Raw genomic sequence first — 20,389 nt, 5'->3', positions numbered from 1 at the left:
GATGGGGTTTGACCGGCGGCTCGCCCGCGAGATCGGCCTGACGCGGCAGGAGACGGAGATCTTCAGCAAGCTGAAGACGCCGGAGATCATCCAGGATTTCATCACCGGCATGGCGAGCAATGCCGAGCCCGATGGCGATACCTGCTATTCGGTGCGCGTTGCGCTGCGCAAGAATTGCTGCCATTGCATCGAGGGCGCCTTTGTCGCCGCCTGCGCCCTCATGCTGCGGGGTGCGCCGGCACTTCTCATGGATTTCCAGGCGGATGGCGATGACGACCACGTGCTGGCGCTGTTCAAGCGCGGCCGCTACTGGGGCGCCATCTCCAAGAGCAACTCCATCTGGCTCAGATGGCGCGATCCCGTCTATCGCACGCCGCGCGAGCTCGCCATGTCCTATTTCCACGAATACATACTGGGACCGAAGAAGAGCCTGAGACGCGTGTCACGGCCCTTCGACGTCGGCGCCTACCGGCCCGAAGACTGGATCACCGCGGAAGAGGATTGCTGGAACATGGCCGGCGAGCTTGATCGCTCGCCGCATATCACGCTCATCACCGCCGCCCAGTCGCGCCGGCTCAAGCTGCGCGATCAATTCGAGACCTATGCCGACACGATCAAGGAATATGGAGCGGACGGGAAGAAGTTGGGCCAAGCTGCGCGCAGCATGCGAACAGGGTAAGCACTCATGTTAAGCTCACAGTTCAGCTACTTTCTTGGACCAGAAGATGTGGAATCCGTGGAAGAGGTCATAAAGAAGGATGGTCGGTTTCGATTTATCTATCAAACCCTCTATTCACCGAATGTTTCTCTGTCCGAGGCAGTGCCACCGATACAGAAGGGCCAATCAATGCTCTTTTTGATGCTTGTGCGCCCCGGAGACGAGGGGCGGACAGGTCTGAAATACATCGAGACTCAGGGATATTATCTACTCGATCCGATGATTGGTTACGTGCTCGAATATGGGCGCTGCTTTTTTGATGGCAAGCTCATTTGCCACAACAGAATGTGTTTCTTTGCGACCGGCGGCATCAAGGATGGAAAACATCGATACAAGGATGAAGCTTTCATCAAGGATGCTCGTGGCCTTTTTCGCAAAGTCAAAAGGACGCTGACCCTCCTTGAAAATGGCTGGTATGCCGGACGACAGGCCATTGAGTTACGGAAGCGCGGTGTAGAGTTTGATTTTATAAACTACGGCAGAGGCCAACTCAGGCCTTGATCCTTTCGCCCTTGGGATCATAGAAGCTCTGCAGTTGCACATTGGCGGGATGGCGCTGCCAGGCGATCTCGACTTCCCATTTTCCGGCCTCGATCCATTCCTTGCTGACCCCCGCCTCGTGCTTCACATAGCCCATGCCGAGGGAGGCGTTGATGCGGTGCCCCCAGGCGCCCGAGGTGGTCGAGCCGACGATGACGCCATCGCGATAGATCGGCTCCTCGTGATACATCAAGGGCGCCTTGTCGCTGCCATCGGCAAGCGCCAGGCACACCATGCGCTTGGGCTGGACCTTGCGCTCGCGCTGCTTGGCCAGCGCCTTCTTGCCGATGAAGCCGCCTTTCTTGTCCCAGGCGACGACGAAGCCGAGGCCGGCCTCGACCGGCGTGTCCTCGTCGGAAATATCGTGGCCCCAATGGCGATAGGCCTTCTCGACCCGGCAATTGTTCATCGTATGCATGCCGGCCAGCGTCAGGCCGAAATCGGCGCCCGCTTCGAGGATGCGCTCGAAGACATGGCTCGCGAATTCGGTCGGGATATAGAGCTCCCAGCCGAGCTCGCCGACATAGGTGATGCGGCTTGCATGGACGCGGGCATAGCCGATCTCCATCTCCTTCGATGTTCCGAAGGGGAAGGCCTCAGTGGACAAATCCATGCCAGAGAGCTTCTGCAGCAGCGGGCGGCTGTTGGGCCCCATCAGCGCGAACATCGGCAGGCCGGATGTGACATCGGTCGCGATGCACTGCGCATCGTCCGGCGTATTCGCCTTGAGCCAGGCGAAATCGCGGGTCTGCGGAGCGCAGCCGGTGACGATCATGAACTTGTCGGAGGCCAGCCTTGTGACGGTGAGGTCGGCCTCGATGCCGCCGCGGTCGTTGCACCATTGCGTATAGACGATGCGGCCATCCTCGACATCGACGTCGTTGGCCGAGATCTTGTTCAGGACCTTCACCGCGTCCTTGCCCTGGACGAGATATTTGGAGAAGCTCGACTGGTCGAAGAAAGCGACCTTCGACTGAAGCGCCTTGGCTTCGGCATCGGCATAGGGCCACCAGTTCTGCCGGCCATAGGAATATTCGTATTTGGGCTCCACGCCGCGCGGCGCATACCAGTTGGGCCGCTCCCAGCCATTCACTTCACCCATGCAGGCGCCGAAGGAGACGAGCTTGTCATGAATGGCGGAGCGCCTGACGCCGCGCGCCGTCTCGACCTGGCGGTAGGGCCAGTGCATCGCATAGAGGAGGCCAAGGCTTTCGACGGTGCGGTCATGCACATATTTGCGGACCGACTGGAAGGGATGGATGCGGCGGATATCGACACCGTTCACATCCATCGGCGGATGGCCGTTCTTGATCCATTGCGACAAAACGAGGCCGGCGCCGCCCGATGACTGGATGCCGATCGAGTTGAAGCCGGTCGCGACATAGAGGTCCTTAACCTCGGGCGCCTCGCCCAGATAATAGCGATCGTCGGGCGTGAAGCTCTCGGGCCCATTGAAGAAGAGGGCGATGCCCGCCGTCTCGAGCAAGGGCACGCGCTGCACGGCATCATTGAGGATGGGCTCGAAATGATCCATGTCCTCGGGCAGCGTCTCGAAGGAATGATCTTCGGCGATGCCGTCGGTGCCCCAGGGCTTGGCGACAGGCTCGAAGGCGCCGATCAGCAGCTTGCCGGCATCTTCCTTGTAATAGGTGCATTCATCCGGCACGCGCACCACCGGCATATTGCGCGGCAATTCCTCGATCGGCTCGGTGACGATATAGAAATGCTCGGCCGCATGCAGCGGGATGTTGACGCCGATGGAACGGCCGATCTCGCGCGACCACATGCCGGCGGCAATGACGACCTTGTCGGCACGGATCGTGCCATCGGTGGTCTCGACGCCAATGGCCTTGCCGTCCTTCACCAGGATGCGGGTGACCTTGCTGTTCTCGAATATCCTGGCGCCGTTCATGCGGGCGCCGGCGGCCAGCGCCTGGGTGACGTCGATCGGGTTGACCTGGCCATCCTTGGGCAGGAACACGCCGCCCACGGCGCCTTTCAGATTATAGTGGGGCAGACGCTCCTGGATCTCGTCCACCGAAATCACATTCACCTCGAGGCCGAAGCTCTTGGCCATCGAGGCGCCGCGCGTCAGCTCCTCGAGCCGGCCTTCGGTCAAGGCGACGGATACCGAGCCGTTCTGCTTGAAGCCGGTGGCCTGGCCGGTTTCCTTCTCCAGCCCCTCGAACAGGCCGGTCGTGTATTTGGCAAGCTCGGTCAGGTTGCGCGAGGCGCGCAGCTGACCGACGAGACCCGCCGCATGCCAGGTGGTGCCGCAGGTGAGCTGCTTGCGCTCCAGCAATACGGTGTTCTTGATGCCGAGCTTGGCCAGGTGATAGGCGATCGACGTGCCGACGATGCCGCCCCCGACAATGACGACATCGGCGCGGGCGGGGAGGGATTTCGACATGGAGGAACCTGCGGGGCTAGGGGAAGACTCGGGGCGGCACCCTAACGGGGTAAGTCCGGAAAATGAAGGTTAGTCCTTTTCGAGGGGCTGCGGCAGAATCTCACCAGCGGCGCTCCGGGTTGCGGGCCTAGGACAGGCTGCTACAGTACCGGAAACATTCATAGAATTCGCCCGCCCGGGGTTCGCATCCGCGCATGACCGACAGAAAGATCGCCTTCATCACCGGCGCCACCGGACAAGACGGCGCCTATCTCATTGAGCTATTGCTGACCAAGGGCTATGAGGTCCATGGCATCAAGCGGCGGTCGTCGTCCTTCAATACCGGGCGGATCGACCGTTTCCTGCGGGCTGCCGCGGAAACCGGCATGCCTTTCCATCTCCATCATGGCGACATGACGGACACGACCAATCTGGTGCGCCTCCTTGCCGAGATCCGACCCGACGAGATCTACAATCTCGCCGGCCAAAGCCATGTGCGCGTGTCCTTCGAGATGCCGGAATATACGGCCGATGTGAACGCGATCGGAACCTTGCGGCTGCTCGAGGCGATGCGCCTTTTGCGGCTCGAGCGGACGGCGCGCTTCTATCAGGCGGCCACTTCGGAGCTCTATGGCAATGCGATCGAGGCTCCCCAGAACGAGAAGACGCCGTTCCGGCCGCGCAGCCCCTATGGCATCGCCAAGCTCTATGGTTACTGGACGACCGTGAATTATCGCGAGGCCTATGGTTTCCATGCCTCGAACGGCATTCTCTTCAATCATGAAAGCCCGCTGCGCGGCGAAACCTTCGTCACCCGCAAGGTGACGCGCGGCGTTGCCGCCATCGAACACGGCTTCATCGCATCGCTGGCCGTCGGCAATCTCGACGCCGAGCGGGACTGGGGACATGCCCGCGACTATGTCGAAGGCATGTGGCGGATGCTCCAGCAGGCGACGCCCGACGATTATGTTCTGGCCACCGGGCGCAAGCATTCAGTGCGCTTTCTCATCGAGCTGGCTTTCGCCCAGACGGGCCGCAAGATCGTCTGGGACGGCGGCGGCGTCGATGAAACCGGCCGCGATGCGAAGAGCGGGCAGATATTGGTGCGGATCGATCCGCGCTATTTCCGTCCCGCGGAAGTCGATCTGCTGGTCGGCGATGCGAGCAAGGCCCGGCAGAAGCTCGGCTGGGCGCATGTGACGAGCTTCGAGGCGATGATCGCGGAAATGGTGGCTGCCGACCTCAAGACGGTGGCGCGCGAATACCGGGACGAAACCTATTCATGAGCGGGAACCCGACATTCGATCTCCGGGACAAGCGCGTCTTCGTGGCGGGGCATCGCGGCATGGTGGGAAGCGCCGTCCTGCGCCGGCTGGCCCGTGAAGACTGCGCGATCCTGACCGCCGGGCGCGCCGAGCTTGATCTGCGGCGCCAGCTCGAAGTCGAGGCGTGGATCAAGCGCAATCGCCCTAATGCGGTATTCGTATGCGCGGCGACGGTGGGCGGCATTCTCGCCAATGACAGCCGGCCGGTCGACTTCCTCTATGACAATCTCCTGATCGAGGCGAACCTGATAAGGGCGGCGCATGAGGCGGGTGTCGCCAAGCTCCTGTTCCTCGGATCATCCTGCATCTATCCCAAATTGGCGCCGCAACCGATCAGCGAGGACATGCTTCTGACCGCAGCGCTCGAGCCGACCAATCAATGGTATGCTGTCGCCAAGATCGCCGGCATCAAATTGTGCGAAGCCTATCGCCGCCAGCATGGGGCCGATTTCATTTCAGCTATCCCTGCCAATCTCTATGGGCCGGAGGACAATTTCGATCTTTCCACCAGCCATGTCGTGCCCGCGCTGATCCGCAAGACCCATGAAGCCAAGCGCACCGGGGCAGGCACGGTCGAAGTCTGGGGCAGCGGGAAGCCAAGGCGCGAGTTTCTCCATGTCGATGACCTCGCCGACGCGCTCGTCTTCCTCATGCGGCATTATTCGGCCGAGAGGCCCATCAATGTCGGGACGGGCCAGGACCTGACGATCGCGGAGCTGGCCCAACAGATCTGCCGGACGGTCGGCTTCACGGGTAAGCTCGCTTTCGATGCAAGCAAGCCTGACGGCACACCCCGGAAATTGCTGGATGTCTCGGCGCTGACAGGGCTCGGCTGGCGGGCCTCGACCAGCCTCGAGGCTGGGCTGGCGACCAGCTATGACTGGTTCCAGCGCAATGTCCGCTGACAATCACCCCTGATCCCGCGCCACTTTACCACTTTCCCATAGCCAGGCTTTCCACTAAGAAGTGTTCGGAATTCAGAACAGACTGGTTTTTGCATGTATAAGGGCGATATCCCCCCGGCCGAGGCCCACAAGCGGCTGGCCTCAAATTCCAATGCCGTGCTGATCGATGTCAGGACCGAGCCCGAATGGGCCTTTGTCGGCGTGCCGGCGGTCGACCGGCTGATCCGGCTGTCCTGGCAGGCCTATCCGCAGATGCAGGTCAATGGTGACTTCGTGAAGCAGATCGAGGACTCAGGCATCGGCAAGGACGCTGAAATCCTGTGCATCTGCCGCTCGGGCGCGCGCTCGGCCAATGCCGCGACCGCCCTCACCAAGGCCGGCTTCACCAACTGCTGGAATGTGGCGCAAGGCTTCGAAGGCGACCGCGACGGCCAGGGCCATCGCGGCACCGTCGGCGGCTGGAAGGCGGCCGGGCTGCCCTGGATCCAAAGCTGATGAAAAAAGACGTCAAATCCTCTTCCCCCGCGCGCTGGGGCGAGAACACCAAGCTGGTGCGGGGCGGCCTCGACCGCTCGCCCCATGGCGAGACCTCGGAAGCGCTCTTCCTCAATTCGGGCTTCGTCTATGACGAGCCGGAAACCGCCGAGAAGCGCTTCGCCGGCGAGGATGACGGCTATGTCTATGGCCGCTACGGCAATCCCACCGTATCGATGTTCGAGGAGCGCCTCAGGCTGCTGGAAGGTGCGGAAGCCTGCTATGCGCTCGCTTCCGGCATGGCGTCGGTGTTCGGCGCGCTCGCCTGCCAGCTCAGGGCCGGCGATCATCTGGTGGCCTCGAAGGCGCTGTTCGGCTCATGCTACCAGATCGTCACCAATATCCTGCCGCGCTTCGGCATCCGCTACACGCTGGTCGACGGCTCCGACCTCGCGGCCTGGAAGCAGGCAATCACGCCGGACACGAAATGCGTTTTCCTCGAGACGCCGTCCAACCCGACGCTGGAAGTGATCGATCTCGCCGCGGTATGCGAGATCGCCAGGCGTGTCGGCGCCTCGATCGTGGTCGACAATGTGTTCGCCACCCCGATCCTGCAGAAGCCCTTGAGCTATGGCGCCGATGTCGTCGTCTATTCCGGCACCAAGCACATTGACGGGCAGGGCAGGGTGCTGGGCGGCGCCATCCTGTCGACCCGCAAGTTCAAGGAGGAGCTGCTCAAGCCGTTCCTGCGGCACACCGGCCCTTCGATTTCGCCCTTCAATGCCTGGATCCTGCTGAAAGGCCTCGAAACCCTGAAACTGCGCGTGCTGCATCAGTCGCAGTCGGCGCGGGGCGTCGCTGAGGCATTGCTCGGCATGAAGGGGGTCACGCGGGTGATCTATCCGCATCTCGACAGCCATCCACAGGCGGCTCTGTGCAAGCGCCAGATGGAAGCCGGCGGCACCATGGTGACCTTCGAGGTCGAGGGCGGCAAGGCCAAGGCCTTCGACGTGCTGCGCCATCTCGAGCTCATCGACATTTCCAACAATCTGGGCGATGCCAAATCGCTGATGACGCATCCGGCGACCACCACCCATCGCAATATCGGTGCGGAGGCGCGCGCCGCCATGGGCATCAGCGACGGCATGCTGAGACTCTCGGTAGGGCTCGAAGACGCCGAGGACGTGATCGGCGATCTCAGGCAGGCGATCGCCGCCTAGCCGCTATTTCGTTATCTCGGCAAGAGAAGGTTTGCTCACCGTTTCCTGGGCGGTGTTCTCGGGCGCGAAGATGTCGCTCGCGCATATGAGCTCGTAGGACGACAGCGTGATCACGAGCAAGGCGACAGCGAAGGTCAGCGGCCTGCGCGGGGCACGCTTGACGAGGAAGCCGGCGACAGCGGCGGCAGGCAGGCCGCCCAAAACGAGACCCGCCACCGGCAGGATGTGATCGGCAAGGCCCTTGCCTTCGCTCCAGATGCCGGTGAGCAGGGTGGTCACGAAAGCCGCGACGACGGCGCAGGTCACCACGAATTCGGCCGCATTGACGGTGCCGACGACCTGGCGCGGCTGCGCGCCGGCGCCGATCAGGCTCGACGTGACCACCGGTCCCCAGCCGCCGCCGCCGACCGCATCGAGAAAACCGCCGACACCGCCGAGCGGCGCGACAAAGGCGCCAGGCATGACATGGCGCTCCTTGCCTTGCCTCAGGCATCGCCAAAGGATGAGCAGGCCCATGATAAGCAGGTAGCCGAAGACATAAGGCCTGATGAGCTTGCCCGGCATCTGGGTCAGGAAGAACGCCCCGGCGACGCCGCCGATGCATCCGGCGATGGCGAGCAGCCAGAAAAGACGGCGATTGACATTGCCATGCAGCAGATGCGAGGCGCCGGAAGCTGCGGTGGTGAAGAGCTTGGCCGCATGGACGCTGGCCGATGTGTGGGCCGGGGGTACGCCGCTCGCCAGCAGCACGACGGATGAGATCACGCCGTAGCCCATGCCCAGCGCGCCATCGATCAGCTGGGCGGCGAAACCCACGCACAGAAATATCCAGAATTCGGTCAACTCAGGCACCGCTTCCCTCTCAAGTTATCTTTTGCGCATCGGTTCCCCGATGCCTGGCGCCGTGTCAGTTGCTTTTCGCCAGCCGCACCGGCTGGCCATTCACCGTCCAGTGGATGCCGCATTCCTCCTTGTTCTGACCGGCCCAGCGGCCGGCGCGCGGATTGTCGCTGGTGCCGCCCTTGACGGTGCAGGGAATGCAGCCGATCGAGCGGTAGCCCTCGGCGACGAGAGGATGCGCCGGGAGCTGGTAGTGATCCATATAGGCCTTGAGATCGGCCGCGGTGAAGCGCGCCAGAGGCTCGACCTTGAGCCGGCCATCTGCCTCTTCGAGGGTCGCGAGGTTGGCACGTCCGCCGCCATGATAGCGCTTGCGCCCGGAGATCCAGGCATCATAGCCCGACAGCGCCTCCTGCAGCGGCTGCGTCTTGCGGATGCTGCAGCACATGTCGGGATCGGTCTTGTGCAACTCACCGTTGGGATCGAGCAGGCGCACGCTGTCCTCATCCGGCTTGAAGATGCGGATATTGGTGAGGCCCAGGAGATCGACGAGCTTGGAGCGGTAGGCGATCGTTTCCCAGAACAGCTTCTGGGTGTCGAGGAAGATCACCGGGATGTCGCGGTCGACCTGGGCCGCCATGTGAAGGAGCACAGCCGATTCCGCGCCGAAGGACGATACGAGGGCGATGCGGTCGCGGAAATGGGTCTTGATCAGCGGCTCGAGGATATCGATGCCGTCGAAGAAGCTCAGGCGCTTGATGATTTGTTCATACACGATTGGGTTCACCCGGCATGCGGCTGTTCGAGCCAGGGCTCGGCTTCACGATGACGTTCACTCCACACTTCCTGCTGGCCCAGGGGCCGGAACAGGCCGCGCTGATAGGCAAGCGACATCTGGCGCGACGCCTTCAGCCAGATATCGGCGGAGAAGCGGTCGCCGATCTCGAATGAATCGAAACCGACCTGCAGCATGAACTGCACCTGATCCGGCAGAACATTGCCGGCGGCACGCAATTCACGGGTGTAGCCGATCTCGCGGATCTGGCGGGCGAGAGAATAGGCGCGGCCGTCGGTGAAGGAGGGGAAGGGCAGCACGATCAGAGCGAGGCGCGGCAGGAAGAGGGTCAGCGCCTCGACGCGATCGATATTGGTGAAGATGACGCCAAGCCGGCCGTCATGGTCGGTGAGGCTTTCCCATTCCTTCAAGAGGCGCGCATAGGGAACGACGATGTCGCCGCTTTCCGGCCTGGGATCCTCCAGGCCGATGGTGATCCAGTCGTCGGAAATGATCGAACCGTTCTTAAGCAGCGGCATAGAGCGCCTCCTTGAAGGGCTGGGCCCCCAGCCTGCGATAGGCGGCCAGGAATTCCTCGCCGGGCTGGCGATGGGCAAGATAGGTGTTGACGATCTTCTCGATGGCATCGGGCACGTCCTCGCCGGCGAAGCCCGGGCCCAGGATGGTGCCGATCGAGGCACTCTCCGAGGACGAGCCGCCAAGCGTGATCTGGTAATATTCCTCGCCCTTCTTATCGAGGCCAAGGATGCCGATATGGCCGACATGGTGGTGGCCGCAGGCATTGATGCATCCCGAGATATTGATGCGCAGCGGGCCAATCTCATGCTGGCGGTTCAAGTCGGCGAAGCGGCGCGAGATCGACTGCGCGATCGGGATCGAGCGGGCGGTGGCCAGCGAGCAATAATCGAGGCCGGGGCAGGCGATGATGTCGCCGGCAAGCCCGATATTCGATGCCGCGAGCCCGTTGGCGTTGAGGACCTTCCAGATCGCGAAGAGGTCGTCGCGGCGGACATGCGGCAGAACGAGATTCTGATGATGGCTGACGCGGATCTCATCGAAGGCATAGCGCTGCGCCAGATCGGCAACGACGCGCATCTGATCGGCCGTCGCATCGCCCGGGATGCCGCCCTCGGGCTTCAGCGAAACATTGGCGATCGCATAGCCATCGATGCGATGGGCGGCGACATTGGTCTTCACCCAGGCGGCGAATTCCTTGTTCCTGGCGCGCGCCTCCTCGAAAGTTGCCGACCAGCGCGGCAACTTCTCGAATTTGGGCGGGGCGAAATAGGCGGAGATGCGCTGCAATTCGCGCTCCTCCACCTTCGTGTCGGCATGGGGCCGGCGCGCATATTCGGCCTCGACCTCGGCGCGGAACTTGTCGGCGCCGAGCTCATGCACCAGGATCTTGATGCGCGCCTTGTATTTGTTGTCGCGCCGTCCATAGAGATTGTAGACGCGCATGATCGCCTCGAGATAGGCGATGAGCTCATGCTCGGGCAGGAAATCGCGCACCGTGACGCCGATCACCGGCGTGCGGCCGAGGCCGCCGCCGACCAGCACTTCCCAGCCGCGCTCGCCCTTGTCGTTGAGATGAAGGCGCAGGCCGATGTCATGCACCTTCACCGCAGCGCGGTCATTCGGGGCGCCGGTGACGGCGATCTTGAACTTGCGCGGCAGGTAAGAGAATTCGGGATGAAGGCTCGACCACTGGCGTACGAGCTCGCCCACCGGACGAGGATCGGCGATCTCGTCGGCGGCGGCACCGGCCCACTGATCGGTCGTCACATTGCGTATGCAGTTGCCCGAGGTCTGGATGGCATGCATCTCGACTTCGGCAAGCTTGCTCAATATGTCGGCCGTGTCCTCGAGCTTGATCCAGTTGAACTGGATGTTCTGCCGCGTGGTGAAATGGCCGTAGCCGCGGTCCCATTTCTCGGCGATGAATGCCAGCGTGTTGAGCTGGCGCGATGACAGCGTGCCATAGGGAACGGCAATCCGCAGCATATAGGCGTGGAGCTGCAGATAGAGCCCGTTCATGAGACGCAAGGGGCGGAACTCGTCTTCCGTCAGCGCACCTGAAAGGCGGCGGCTCGCCTGGTCGCGGAATTGCGCGACGCGCTCGGTCACGAACTGGCGGTCGAACTCATCATAACGATACATAGTCAAACTCCCTGCAGGGCGGCGAAATGGCCGCCCCTGCCTTCGGCCTGCTTGCCGAGATCGGCGCGCACCGTCGGTCCCAGCGACCGGATGCGCTCCTTGATGTGTGAAGCAAAGACATGGCCTTCGCGGCGCTCGGCGTCGAAGGAATAGACGCCCGTCACCAGATTGGCGCGCTCGTCATCCTTGCCGCGCGCTTCGAGCGCGGCCTGGGCCTGGGGCTCGGTAGCGAGCACCGCGCCGTCGATATTCTCGCTCCAAAGGCCTGAATGAGTGAGGAAAACAACTTCGCCGTCGCGCAGGCGGTTGGCGGTGAGGATCTTGCCCTTTTCGGTGGAATTGATGGTCATGAGACTGCTCTTAGAATTTGGGGCCCGGTATCGTCGCGGGCAGGGAATGGGAGGATGTCGGCGGAGGTCTGTGCAGGTTTGAGGCCGACATAGATGATGGCGGGACCTTCGACCCCGTTAAGGGCGAGGGTTTCCCACAGTGAGCCGATGCTACACATCATCACCCGTTCATTGGCGAGCGTGCCGTTTTCGACGATCGTGACCGGAGTCCGGTGATCGATGCCGGCATCGAGAAGCTGTGCCGAAATATCGCCGGCGGCGTTGACGCCCATATAGATGGCGAAAGCCTGGCCGGGCTTGGCGAGGGCGGCCCAGTCATGCTGGGCGAGCCCGTCTTCCGAAGCGCCGGTCAGAAGCGTGATCGAGCGGTTCTGGCCGCGTTGCGTCACCGGCAGGCCGATCGAGGCGGCGCAGCCGAGGGCCGCGGTGATGCCCGGCACGATGTCGACTGCAATGCCTTCGGCAATCAGGGCCGCCTGTTCCTCGCCGCCGCGGCCGAAGACATAAGGATCGCCGCCCTTGAGGCGCACGACATGGCGGCCGGCCTTGGCTTCGCGGATCAGGATGGCGTTGATGTCGGACTGCCTGGGCGAAGGCTCGAAAGGCTTCTTGCCGACCGGAATGCGCACCGCATCGCGACGCGCGAGCTCGAGAATGCCCGGACCGATGAGGCGGTCATAGACGATGACATCTGCTTCCTGCAGCTTGCGTTGGGCTTTGAGCGTGAGGAGTTCCGGATCGCCCGGTCCTGCACCCACGAGCGAGACGCGGCCGACCGACGGGGAGGAGTCATCAATCAGCGCAGCCTCGAGCTCGCGGGAATAGGTTTTGGCGTCACCCGCCAGGAATGACTGGCGGATCGAGCCGAAGAAATAACGCTGCCAGAAAGAGCGGCGGCGATTGCCCTGCGGCACCGTGTCGGCGACCCGATCGCGCAGGTGGCTGGCGGCGACGGCGAGCGATCCCAAGGCCTGCGGCAGCAGGGCCTCGATCTTGCTGCGCAGGCCCATGCCCAGCACCGGGGAAGTGCCTTCGGTGCCGATGGCGACCACGACGGGATCGCGATCGACGATCGAGGGCGTGATGAAGGTGGAAAGGGCGGCATCATCGATCGTATTGACCGGAATGCCCCGCGAGCGGGCTGCCGCCGAGACCTCGTCATGCAACGATTCTTCGGCGGAATAGACGAGGGCTGCGTCATCGAGGAGGCCGGGAGAAAAGCTCTTCGCCGCCCAGGCGATGCGGCCTTCCTTCAGGTAGCTCAGAAGCTCGTCATGAAGCGCTGCGGCGATGACATTGATCCTGGCCTGGGTCTTCAGGAGAAGGCGGACTTTGCGCAAAGCTTCCTCATTGCCGCCAATGACGACGGCCTTGCGATCATCGAGATCGAGAAAGAGAGGGAAGTAACGCATGGGTCGAACTCCTCAAGCCTGGGGCACAAGCTTGACTGAAAGCCCGTCAAGTTCGGGCGTGTAGATGATCTGGCAGGAGAGCCGCGATGTCGCCGTCAGCACCGGCACCTCATCCAGCATGGCTTCTTCGTCGTCGCGCGCCGGGTGCAGCTTCGGCGCCCAGCTGTCCGAGACCTCGACATGGCAGGTCGCGCAGGCGCAGGCGCCCCCGCACAGGCCGCCCGCCTCGAAGCCGTGCTCACGGATGATCTCCATGATCCGCCAGCCCTCGACCGCGTCGAGCTCGTGGTGCCTGCCGTCCAGGTCGGTAACGCGAATAACGCCCATTGATGTCAACCGTTCGTCTATCAGCACGATCGGATTTTCGGAGCGTTGGCGCTCGTTCTGTCAGATTCCTGTTGATTCGTAAGGAAATCTGGCGGTAAAAGAGCAAATACGCTGTTCGACAATCCGAACGTTCGTTATTACGAACAGCTGTTCTATAGAAGGAACGTCGGAATGTCAACGCGCCGAGGGCGCAAATCAGGTGATGCCCAGCTCGTCGACCTAACTCCCTCACTTGGCAAGACAATTCAAAGGCTTCGCAAGGCCTACAATATGTCGTTGGGGGAGCTTTCCGAGCATTCGGGAGTCGCCAAATCGATCATCTCGCAGATCGAGCGCAATGAAACTAATCCTACAATTGGCACCGTTTACCGGCTTTCCCGGGCGCTCGACACCACGATCGATGAGGTTCTCAAGCACGACGACGAGCCTAACTTCATCGAGTTCCAGAGCAAGTCGGGCGTGCCGATCCTCGAGAGTCAGGACGGGTTGTGCCGGCTGGCCATTGCCGGGCCCCTCAATCTGGTCGAGCAGGTGCAATGGTATGATTTCCAGGCGCGGCCGGGCGGGGTGCTCGAATCCGAGCCGCATCCCCCGGGAACGGTCGAACATCTCTACCTGCTCAAGGGCGAACTCGACGTGACCTGCGATGGCGAGACTCGTCTTGTGCGGACGGGGGAATCCATCCGTTTCCGCGGCGACCGCCCGCACCGCCTGTCCAATCCGGGCACCGACTATGCGCACGCGACCATGGTGCTCGTCCTGCGCCAGATGGCAGCTGACACGCCGCGGGGCTAGCGCCGCGCTTTTTCTCCTCGGAGGTATGGTCATTTCCGGGCCACGGCGTCGTGTCCGTGCGCCCGTAGTGCCATTTCTCACATCGCGATCGTCATCCGAGGAGTAGGGTGAGACGCCGTTCTAAACCGGAACAGGAGTGTATACATGCGCAAGGCAATCGAGATGTTTGCCGCGACTGCACTGGTCACGGCGCTGTTTTTTGGAAGCAACGCGGCCATCGCCGTGACTTCGGCCGAACCAGGAAGTCCCGGGATAACCGCACAAAAGCGGCTTCATTCTGTGCAGCAATGCGCGCAACGGGTAGGGCCGTTCGCGACGCAAAGCACGGCCTGGCAAAGATGGCGACAAGCCCGGGCGCAAGGCTATGCCGTAAGCAACGGTGTCGTTCCCTGCTACGATCAATTTGGGACAAGAGGCTATTGCTTCAATGTGTTCCTGTGCTGAAGCTCGTCCCCGTGAAATTTAGCTGCGGATCGAATGGCTAGATGACGGCTGTATAGGCCGCGAGCAGCCCCTGCCAACCGCCCTCGCTGTCGAGCGCCGAACGAACCTCAGCTGCCTTGTCACCGAACCGCTCGAGATTGCGGTGCTCGAGTTCGATACGGATCATGCCGTGACCGATCTCGATGAAGCGGATATCAAGCTCGGTGACGAGATTCGCGTCGAAACGCCATTCGGCATTGAGCTGCCAGGCGAGAACGATGCGGTGTGGCGGCTCCCAGTGAATGACATGGCCCCATTGGCATTCGGTGCCGTCGGTGCCGCGCTCGAACCAGCGTCCGCCGACGCGTGGCTCGATGATGACGTCCTGCTGCGGCGAGGAGCCGATCGAATGGCTCTTGGCCCACCAGCGTCCCATGCCGGCGGTGAAGACGTCGAAGGCGCGTTCGGGCGTGGCCTTCACTTCGACCGTCTTGCGCACGGGGGCAGGGGAGATTTACCGGTTCATGGTGCGGCTTCCTCGTCTTGCGAAAACTCATCCGCATAATTCTGCAGGGATACGCTCCAGAACTGATCAAGCCAGATGCGAATGGTGGCGAGGCCATGAGGGTCGATGCGGTAGATGCGGCGCGAGCCCTCGGCCCTGTCGGTGACCAGGCCGGCCGATTTGAGAACCGCCAGATGCTGGGATACGGCAGGGCGGCTGACCGGGAGATCCCTGGCCAAAGCACCCACGGGTTGAGGACCGGTTGCCAGGCGCTGGAAAATCAAGCGTCGGGTTGGGTCGGCAAGTGTTGTCAGAGCCAGTAAGCTGTTAGTCATAACTTACCGTAAGTATATACTTATATGTTGTCAAGCAAGAATTGTTACGCAGGCCGACCGGATTTGATAGGGTGGGCGTTGGGGGCCTGCAGGAGGAATCCATGATCAGCTGGATGATCCGCGGTCCGCGGTCCGCAGATCGCGACTTGCAATTGCGCTTATGGCTGCCCGTGCCAGTTCAACGCGCTTCCCACTCAAGGCAATTGCACCGCGAGCGTCGCGATGCGGATCGACGAGGGCCATTACGGGAAGGTGAAACTCGACGGGCTTTGCTGGGCCGGGGTATTTGCCTGGCCCGGGCCTATCCATGAAGGCCGTGGTCAGGTCCAGCCAGTCGTCGATGAGAAAGCCGGCCCCGAGCAGCGCGAGGCCTTGCTGGCCATCCTGTCGGGACAGGACAGCGTCCCCGGCGCCACCTATTTCCAGGTATTCGCCTCGATGGTCGAAAAGGTGCATGAGCCCTTGTTCAAACCCATCACCTTCACGGCCGATGTCGCGAAAGCGACCGGCCATTTCAAGGTCGAGGGCGTGGTCGATTCCAAGGCCGAGCCGATCCGCAATCCGATGACGGGGGCGGTGCATCGCGCGACCATCACACTGCCGAAGGGCTTCGAATATTCGACGGCCGAATATGCGAGCAGCACCACCAGGACACAGGGTAAGATCGCGCTCGACTGGGCGGGACGGCATGCGCATCTCGCCATGATCCACATCACCGGCCAAGGCGTCGTGCATTAGCAACACGAGATGAGCGGATTCTTCGCCGCCCTCTATCAGCATCAGCGACTTGTCACGATCGCGAGCCTCGCCATCGTGGTGGGACTCTGCGTTCCGGCGATGCAATGGTCGGGCGACCAGGTTATGATGACCGATCTGGCCGCCGGGCAGCTTCTCTATTCCACGCTCATCTTCATCATGTGGTGGACCATGATGATGGCGATGATGCTGCCGACGGCGGTGCCGGCGCTTCTCACCGATGCGGCAATCGCGCGCAAATGGTCGCCGAGCGAAAGTGCGACGGCATTGCAGGTCGCTTTTGCGTTTGGCTATGCAACTGTCTGGTCGGCCTTCGCCTTGCTGGCAACTTTTGTCAACGTCGCCGCGGGGCAGGCGATACAGATGACCATGATGATGGCGATCACCAGCAAGATCATCGGCGTCCTGCTGCTGCTTATCGCCGGCCTCTATCAGCTGACTCCGGCCAAGCAGGCCTGCCTGGTGAAATGCCAGTCGCCGATCCCGTTCCGTCCCGGAGAATGGCGCGCCGGCCGCGCCGCCTCATTCGAACGCGGCCTTCGCCACGGACTCTACTGCACCGGTTGCTGTGGGCCGCTGATGCTGCTGCTGTTCTATGGTGGCGTGATGGAGGCGAACTGGATTGGCGGCCTCGCGCTCTATGTGCTGATCGAGAAGCTGATCCCGGCCCGGTGGCGTCTGCATCAATTCACCGGTGTCCTGCTGATCCTGTGGGCGGCATGGCTCGCCGCCACGCTCATCTGGCCGCAGGCCGGAAATTGACAAGCCGGGCTGGCGTGCCCAAGGTATCAGAACAGCTGTTCTGGAAACGAGGCGGGCCTGCTGCGCAAGGCTTCGGTCTTCTATAATCTTCAACGTTAGAAGGCCACTGCCATCACATTGAGGATGGCGGCAAAAACGACGCCGATCACCAGACCATACAGAACGGTTTCGACAGGACGCATGGCGTCCTCCTATTCCAGATCCAGTCAGCCCCCATGAGCGAGGAAGCATAGGGGCTACCGGCTGAAGCCGCGATGAATGGCGCTTTAAGCGAAATGACAGTCCGCCAGCCCGTTACTCGGCCAGGCCGGCATCGGCAGTTGCCGGACGCGGCTGGCGCGGCCGGACGAGAACGATGAGGCCCGCCGCCATGATGAGCAGCATGCCGAGCAATGTGGTCAAGGGCGGCACCTCGGCGAAGAAAAGAAATCCCCACAAAGGGCCCCAGATCATGCCGGTATATTCGAAGACCGTGACGAGGCTCGCATCGGCCATGCGATAGGCCTGGGTGAGGAGCGACATGGCGACAGCCGCGATCACCCCGCAGGCCGCCATCATCACGAGACTCAATGCGTCGGGCCATGACCACGGCCGGACCAGGAAGGCCAGGCTCGGATGATCGGCCGTCGTCAGGCCCGTGAGATGGAAAGTGATCGCCATCAGGGCGGCGCCGAGCAGATAGACCCAGTTCTGGTAGAAGGCCATGACGGAAGCGGGCTCCGACACGCCGAGCTTGCGGGCGAACAGCATCGCCAACGCATAGGTGGTGGCGCTCAGGAGACTGAGCAAAGCGGCAGGCTCGAAAAAACCGAAGCCGGGCTTCAGGATCACCAGCACGCCGGCGAAACCGACGAAGAGCGCGATCACCGCCTTGAGCTGCACGCGCTCGCCCAGGATGGGTGAAGCCAGGAACGTCACGAGGAAAGGCGCGGTGAAGAACAGCACGATCGCCTCGGCCAGCGGCAGAGCGGGGAAAGCCAGATAGTAGGACGTATAGGCGACGAGAAGGATAAGCCCGCGAAAGCTCAAAGCCCAGAAGCGTGGCGAGAGGATTTGGCGGATGCCACCCTCCCAGTGAACGAACATCAGGAGGATGGGAAAGGCCACACTCGAGCGTGTGACGATCGCCTGGGTAACGGCGTAATCCGCACTCACCGCCTTGATGATCGCGTCCTGCGTCGAAAAGATCAGGACTCCGAGGCAAAGCGAAGCAATGCCCATCAGATTGTGGTTGGCGGTCCAGCGGTTCATGCGGTGAGATCCATGCGCCGCCGCTTGTCTGTTCGCGGCATCGGCACAACAGGCCCGACGCGGGAGAGGGTCAGTGGCAAATGGCCTGCCAGCGCCCGGGTGTCAATCCAAATGCCTGCTTGAACTGGCGTGTCATGTGGCTCTGATCGGCGAAGCCCGCGACGAATGCCGCTTCGGCGAGGGGCCGGCCGGCGGCAATATCCGCTTTCGCGCGACCCAGGCGCCGCATGGTGAGATAGCGGTAGGGGCTGGTGCCCAGCCGGGCGCGGAAATGGCGGGCGAGGCCATAGCGGTCAAGGCCGGTGATGGCTTCGAGCTCCTCGGAAGCTACGGTGCGGGTAAAATGCGCATCGAGAAAAGCGCGCGCCCGGTCCACGGCAGTGGCCGAGACCGCCAGTGACCCGCGCGACGGCAACGAAGTGTCGAGCGCCAGCAGCGCATCGGCAATTCCCGTCAATATCCTGTCGCGCTCCAGCGGTTCATAAAGGCGGTCGAGATCGATGAGCGCCCGGCTGACGCCCCGCAGCAGCCGCGGATCGGAGGATATGGCAGAGCGCATGAAGGGCAGGGCATTGGTCTTGTCTGCGAGCGCTTCGGCAATGAGGCGCGGCTCGATATAGATCATGCGATAGCGAAAACCCTGCTCGACGCCGGCCCGCCCGTCGTGAACTTCGTCCGGATGGAGGACGATGACATTGCCTCGTCGGCTGTCGGCGCGGCTGCCGCGATAGTCGAAGGACTGGACGCCGCTGACCGTGAAGCCGATCGCATAGGTGTCATGGCGATGCGGATCATAGGCATGGCCGGTGAAGAAAGCTTCGATCCGCTCGATGCCCGGCTCGGCCGGTGCGCGCCGGATCCAGTCGCGGCCGCACGATCGTTCAAGACGCTTATCGGTGCCAGGATCTAGAATTCCGGTCATGACTTTCACCACCAAGATCGCCATCGCCGTGCGTGAAGACCTCGCCGGCTGGCAGAAGCTCAATGTCACCGCCTTCCTCGCGGGCGGGCTTACCGGAGTCTACCCCGAGCTCGTGGGCGAGCGCTACCGGGATGCTTCGGGCCTCGGCTACGGACCGCTGGTGCGCCAGCCGATCCTGATCTTCACAGCAACGGCCGAGAAGCTCACGAAAACCTTGCGGCGGGCGTGCGAGCGCAGTGTCACGGCGTCAATCTATACGATGGACCTGTTCACGACCTACAACGACATCGACAACCGCGCTGCGGTTGCCGCGGTTGCAACGCAAGATCTCGATATCGCAGGCTTCGCCGTCCATGCCGAACGCCGGATCGTCGACAAGATCACCAAGGGCCTGAAGCTACATGCCTGATCCGGGCTATTCCGCGTAAGAAGGATCCTTGCGGTCGAGCACCTTCTTCATCTCGGCGAAATGGGCAAAGGCCGAGTCGGCATAGAGATCCCAGTCGCGCGCCGTCTGCTCGGCCACCTTGTCGCTCATGATGTTGAGCTTCTGGCCCGACGCATAAGCAAGCATCAGGGTCTGGCAGGCGCGCTCGAGATAATAGAGCTCGTCGAAAGCTTCGGCGACGCTCGCCGCCGCGATCAGCACGCCGTGATTGCCCATCATCATGGTCTTGTGGTTGCCGAGAAGGGCCGCCAGCCGATTGCCTTCGGCATCGGAATTGGCCATGCCCTCATAGCCCAGATCATAGGCGACCCGCTTGTAGAAGCGCGCCGTGTTCTGATCGATCGGCTTGATCTCGGGATCGGCGAGGCCGGCAAGCGCCGTCGCATAGACTGGATGGACGTGGAGCACGCAGCGCGCCGAGGGAACCAGCGCATGCATGCGGCCGTGAATGCACCAGGCGGTCTCATCCGGCGCGTCGGGGCGCTTCATCGCCTCCGCATCGTCGGCGTCGAGCAGCAGGAGGTCGGAGGCCTTGATGCCGGAGAAGTGTTTCCATTTGGGGTTCATGAGGAACTGCTTGCCGTCGGGCGACACGGCAAGGCTGAAATGATTGGCGACCGCCTCATGCCAGTTGAAATGCTCGGCCAGGCGGAACACGGCAGCCAGATCGATGCGCAGCTGCTGTTCTTCCGATGTCTTGGTCTTGAGCTTGGTCACCGATGTCATTCCATCCTCC

The 20,389-nt window shown here is 62.3% G+C and carries 24 protein-coding genes; 11 read left to right on the top strand and 13 right to left on the bottom strand.

All coding sequences use genetic code 11. The features are described 5' to 3' along the window. Window position 1: 1 nt before the first annotated feature. Together DT068_RS23665 and DT068_RS23660 are read left to right on the top strand one after the other, a co-directional pair. A complete protein-coding gene (locus DT068_RS23665; protein ID WP_119392366.1) occupies window positions 2-679 on the top strand; it encodes a hypothetical protein in 678 nt (225 codons plus the stop codon). A gap of 6 nt (window positions 680-685) precedes the next feature. Beyond that, on the top strand, window positions 686-1,219 hold the full coding sequence (locus tag DT068_RS23660; RefSeq protein ID WP_119392365.1) for a hypothetical protein: 534 nt from the start codon (window positions 686-688) through the stop codon (window positions 1,217-1,219). On the opposite strand, the gene DT068_RS23655 is transcribed toward DT068_RS23660, so the two are convergent. Then, entirely contained in the window at window positions 1,209-3,668 is a 2,460-nt protein-coding gene (locus DT068_RS23655; protein ID WP_119392364.1) for a GcvT family protein, read from the bottom strand. The two genes, DT068_RS23660 and DT068_RS23655, sit on opposite strands and share 11 nt — an antisense overlap. A 194-nt stretch (window positions 3,669-3,862) precedes the next feature. Between DT068_RS23655 and gmd the strand changes: the two genes are divergently transcribed. From gmd to metZ, 4 genes are all read left to right on the top strand, one after another. After that, complete coding sequence (gene gmd, locus DT068_RS23650) at window positions 3,863-4,933, top strand: GDP-mannose 4,6-dehydratase (protein ID WP_119392363.1); 1,071 nt, start codon at window positions 3,863-3,865, stop codon at window positions 4,931-4,933. Then, complete coding sequence (gene fcl, locus DT068_RS23645; RefSeq protein ID WP_119392362.1) at window positions 4,930-5,877, top strand: GDP-L-fucose synthase; 948 nt, start codon at window positions 4,930-4,932, stop codon at window positions 5,875-5,877. The genes gmd and fcl overlap by 4 nt, the downstream gene beginning before the upstream one ends. Window positions 5,878-5,970: 93 nt before the next feature. Continuing rightward, window positions 5,971-6,372 carry a rhodanese-like domain-containing protein gene (locus tag DT068_RS23640; RefSeq protein ID WP_119392361.1) on the top strand — a complete coding sequence of 134 codons (402 nt, stop codon included), beginning with the start codon at window positions 5,971-5,973 and terminating at the stop codon, window positions 6,370-6,372. Beyond that, a complete protein-coding gene (metZ, locus tag DT068_RS23635) occupies window positions 6,372-7,571 on the top strand; it encodes an O-succinylhomoserine sulfhydrylase (protein WP_119392360.1) in 1,200 nt (399 codons plus the stop codon). Before DT068_RS23640 ends, metZ begins: the two co-directional genes overlap by 1 nt. Before the next feature lie 3 nt (window positions 7,572-7,574). Here the strand turns inward: metZ and DT068_RS23630 are convergent, their stop codons facing one another. The 7 genes from DT068_RS23630 to DT068_RS23600 are packed head-to-tail and all read right to left on the bottom strand — an operon-like array spanning window position 7,575 to window position 13,483. Further along, a complete protein-coding gene (locus DT068_RS23630) occupies window positions 7,575-8,423 on the bottom strand; it encodes a sulfite exporter TauE/SafE family protein (RefSeq protein WP_368905092.1) in 849 nt (282 codons plus the stop codon). A gap of 55 nt (window positions 8,424-8,478) precedes the next feature. Next, complete coding sequence (locus DT068_RS23625; protein WP_119392358.1) at window positions 8,479-9,186, bottom strand: phosphoadenylyl-sulfate reductase; 708 nt, start codon at window positions 9,184-9,186, stop codon at window positions 8,479-8,481. 8 nt (window positions 9,187-9,194) lie between these two features. Then, the gene (locus tag DT068_RS23620) at window positions 9,195-9,725 is read right to left on the bottom strand and encodes a DUF934 domain-containing protein (protein WP_162914408.1); all 531 of its coding nucleotides are present in this window, start codon (window positions 9,723-9,725) and stop codon (window positions 9,195-9,197) included. Next, on the bottom strand, window positions 9,712-11,367 hold the full coding sequence (locus tag DT068_RS23615) for a nitrite/sulfite reductase (RefSeq protein ID WP_119392356.1): 1,656 nt from the start codon (window positions 11,365-11,367) through the stop codon (window positions 9,712-9,714). The genes DT068_RS23620 and DT068_RS23615 overlap by 14 nt, the downstream gene beginning before the upstream one ends. Before the next feature lie 2 nt (window positions 11,368-11,369). Further along, window positions 11,370-11,717, bottom strand: coding sequence for a DUF2849 domain-containing protein (locus tag DT068_RS23610; RefSeq protein ID WP_119392355.1), 348 nt, complete (start codon window positions 11,715-11,717; stop codon window positions 11,370-11,372). Further along, window positions 11,714-13,129: a siroheme synthase CysG gene (cysG, locus tag DT068_RS23605; RefSeq protein ID WP_119392354.1), complete on the bottom strand. Its 1,416-nt coding sequence runs from the start codon at window positions 13,127-13,129 to the stop codon at window positions 11,714-11,716. Before cysG ends, DT068_RS23610 begins: the two co-directional genes overlap by 4 nt. A 12-nt stretch (window positions 13,130-13,141) precedes the next feature. Then, a complete protein-coding gene (locus DT068_RS23600; protein ID WP_368905090.1) occupies window positions 13,142-13,483 on the bottom strand; it encodes a 2Fe-2S iron-sulfur cluster-binding protein in 342 nt (113 codons plus the stop codon). Window positions 13,484-13,627: 144 nt separating this feature from the next. Here DT068_RS23600 and DT068_RS23595 point away from each other — a divergent pair, with 144 nt between their 5' ends. Then, window positions 13,628-14,251 (top strand): helix-turn-helix domain-containing protein, encoded by a 624-nt coding sequence (locus DT068_RS23595; protein WP_119392352.1) that lies wholly within the window; start codon window positions 13,628-13,630, stop codon window positions 14,249-14,251. Window positions 14,252-14,395: 144 nt separating this feature from the next. Beyond that, window positions 14,396-14,695, top strand: coding sequence for a hypothetical protein (locus DT068_RS28180; RefSeq protein ID WP_162914407.1), 300 nt, complete (start codon window positions 14,396-14,398; stop codon window positions 14,693-14,695). Between the two features lie 37 nt (window positions 14,696-14,732). Here DT068_RS28180 and DT068_RS23590 read toward each other — a convergent pair whose 3' ends face one another. Continuing rightward, entirely contained in the window at window positions 14,733-15,173 is a 441-nt protein-coding gene (locus DT068_RS23590) for an SRPBCC family protein (RefSeq protein WP_438816453.1), read from the bottom strand. Between the two features lie 23 nt (window positions 15,174-15,196). Beyond that, the gene (locus DT068_RS23585; protein WP_119392351.1) at window positions 15,197-15,514 is read right to left on the bottom strand and encodes an ArsR/SmtB family transcription factor; all 318 of its coding nucleotides are present in this window, start codon (window positions 15,512-15,514) and stop codon (window positions 15,197-15,199) included. Window positions 15,515-15,652: 138 nt separating this feature from the next. Between DT068_RS23585 and DT068_RS23580 the strand changes: the two genes are divergently transcribed. Next, window positions 15,653-16,252, top strand: coding sequence for a DUF1326 domain-containing protein (locus DT068_RS23580; protein WP_119392350.1), 600 nt, complete (start codon window positions 15,653-15,655; stop codon window positions 16,250-16,252). A gap of 9 nt (window positions 16,253-16,261) precedes the next feature. Beyond that, window positions 16,262-17,032 carry a DUF2182 domain-containing protein gene (locus DT068_RS23575; protein WP_119392349.1) on the top strand — a complete coding sequence of 257 codons (771 nt, stop codon included), beginning with the start codon at window positions 16,262-16,264 and terminating at the stop codon, window positions 17,030-17,032. Window positions 17,033-17,326: 294 nt separating this feature from the next. Here DT068_RS23575 and DT068_RS23570 read toward each other — a convergent pair whose 3' ends face one another. Both DT068_RS23570 and DT068_RS23565 read right to left on the bottom strand, forming a co-directional pair. After that, window positions 17,327-18,283: a DMT family transporter gene (locus DT068_RS23570; RefSeq protein WP_119392348.1), complete on the bottom strand. Its 957-nt coding sequence runs from the start codon at window positions 18,281-18,283 to the stop codon at window positions 17,327-17,329. A 70-nt stretch (window positions 18,284-18,353) separates the two neighbouring features. Continuing rightward, on the bottom strand, window positions 18,354-19,205 hold the full coding sequence (locus tag DT068_RS23565; protein WP_119392347.1) for an AraC family transcriptional regulator: 852 nt from the start codon (window positions 19,203-19,205) through the stop codon (window positions 18,354-18,356). Between DT068_RS23565 and DT068_RS23560 the strand changes: the two genes are divergently transcribed. After that, window positions 19,204-19,614: a DUF2000 family protein gene (locus DT068_RS23560; RefSeq protein ID WP_119392346.1), complete on the top strand. Its 411-nt coding sequence runs from the start codon at window positions 19,204-19,206 to the stop codon at window positions 19,612-19,614. The two genes, DT068_RS23565 and DT068_RS23560, sit on opposite strands and share 2 nt — an antisense overlap. Before the next feature lie 6 nt (window positions 19,615-19,620). Here DT068_RS23560 and DT068_RS23555 read toward each other — a convergent pair whose 3' ends face one another. Next, window positions 19,621-20,379, bottom strand: coding sequence for a class II aldolase/adducin family protein (locus tag DT068_RS23555; protein ID WP_119392345.1), 759 nt, complete (start codon window positions 20,377-20,379; stop codon window positions 19,621-19,623). Window positions 20,380-20,389: the final 10 nt, after the last annotated feature.

The sequence above is a fragment of the Taklimakanibacter lacteus genome, from assembly GCA_003576695.1.
In the GTDB taxonomy this organism is placed as follows: Bacteria; Pseudomonadota; Alphaproteobacteria; order Rhizobiales; family Aestuariivirgaceae; genus Taklimakanibacter; species Taklimakanibacter lacteus.
Note: the sequence above shows the minus strand (reverse complement) of the source record. Positions and strands in the feature narration are given on the sequence as shown.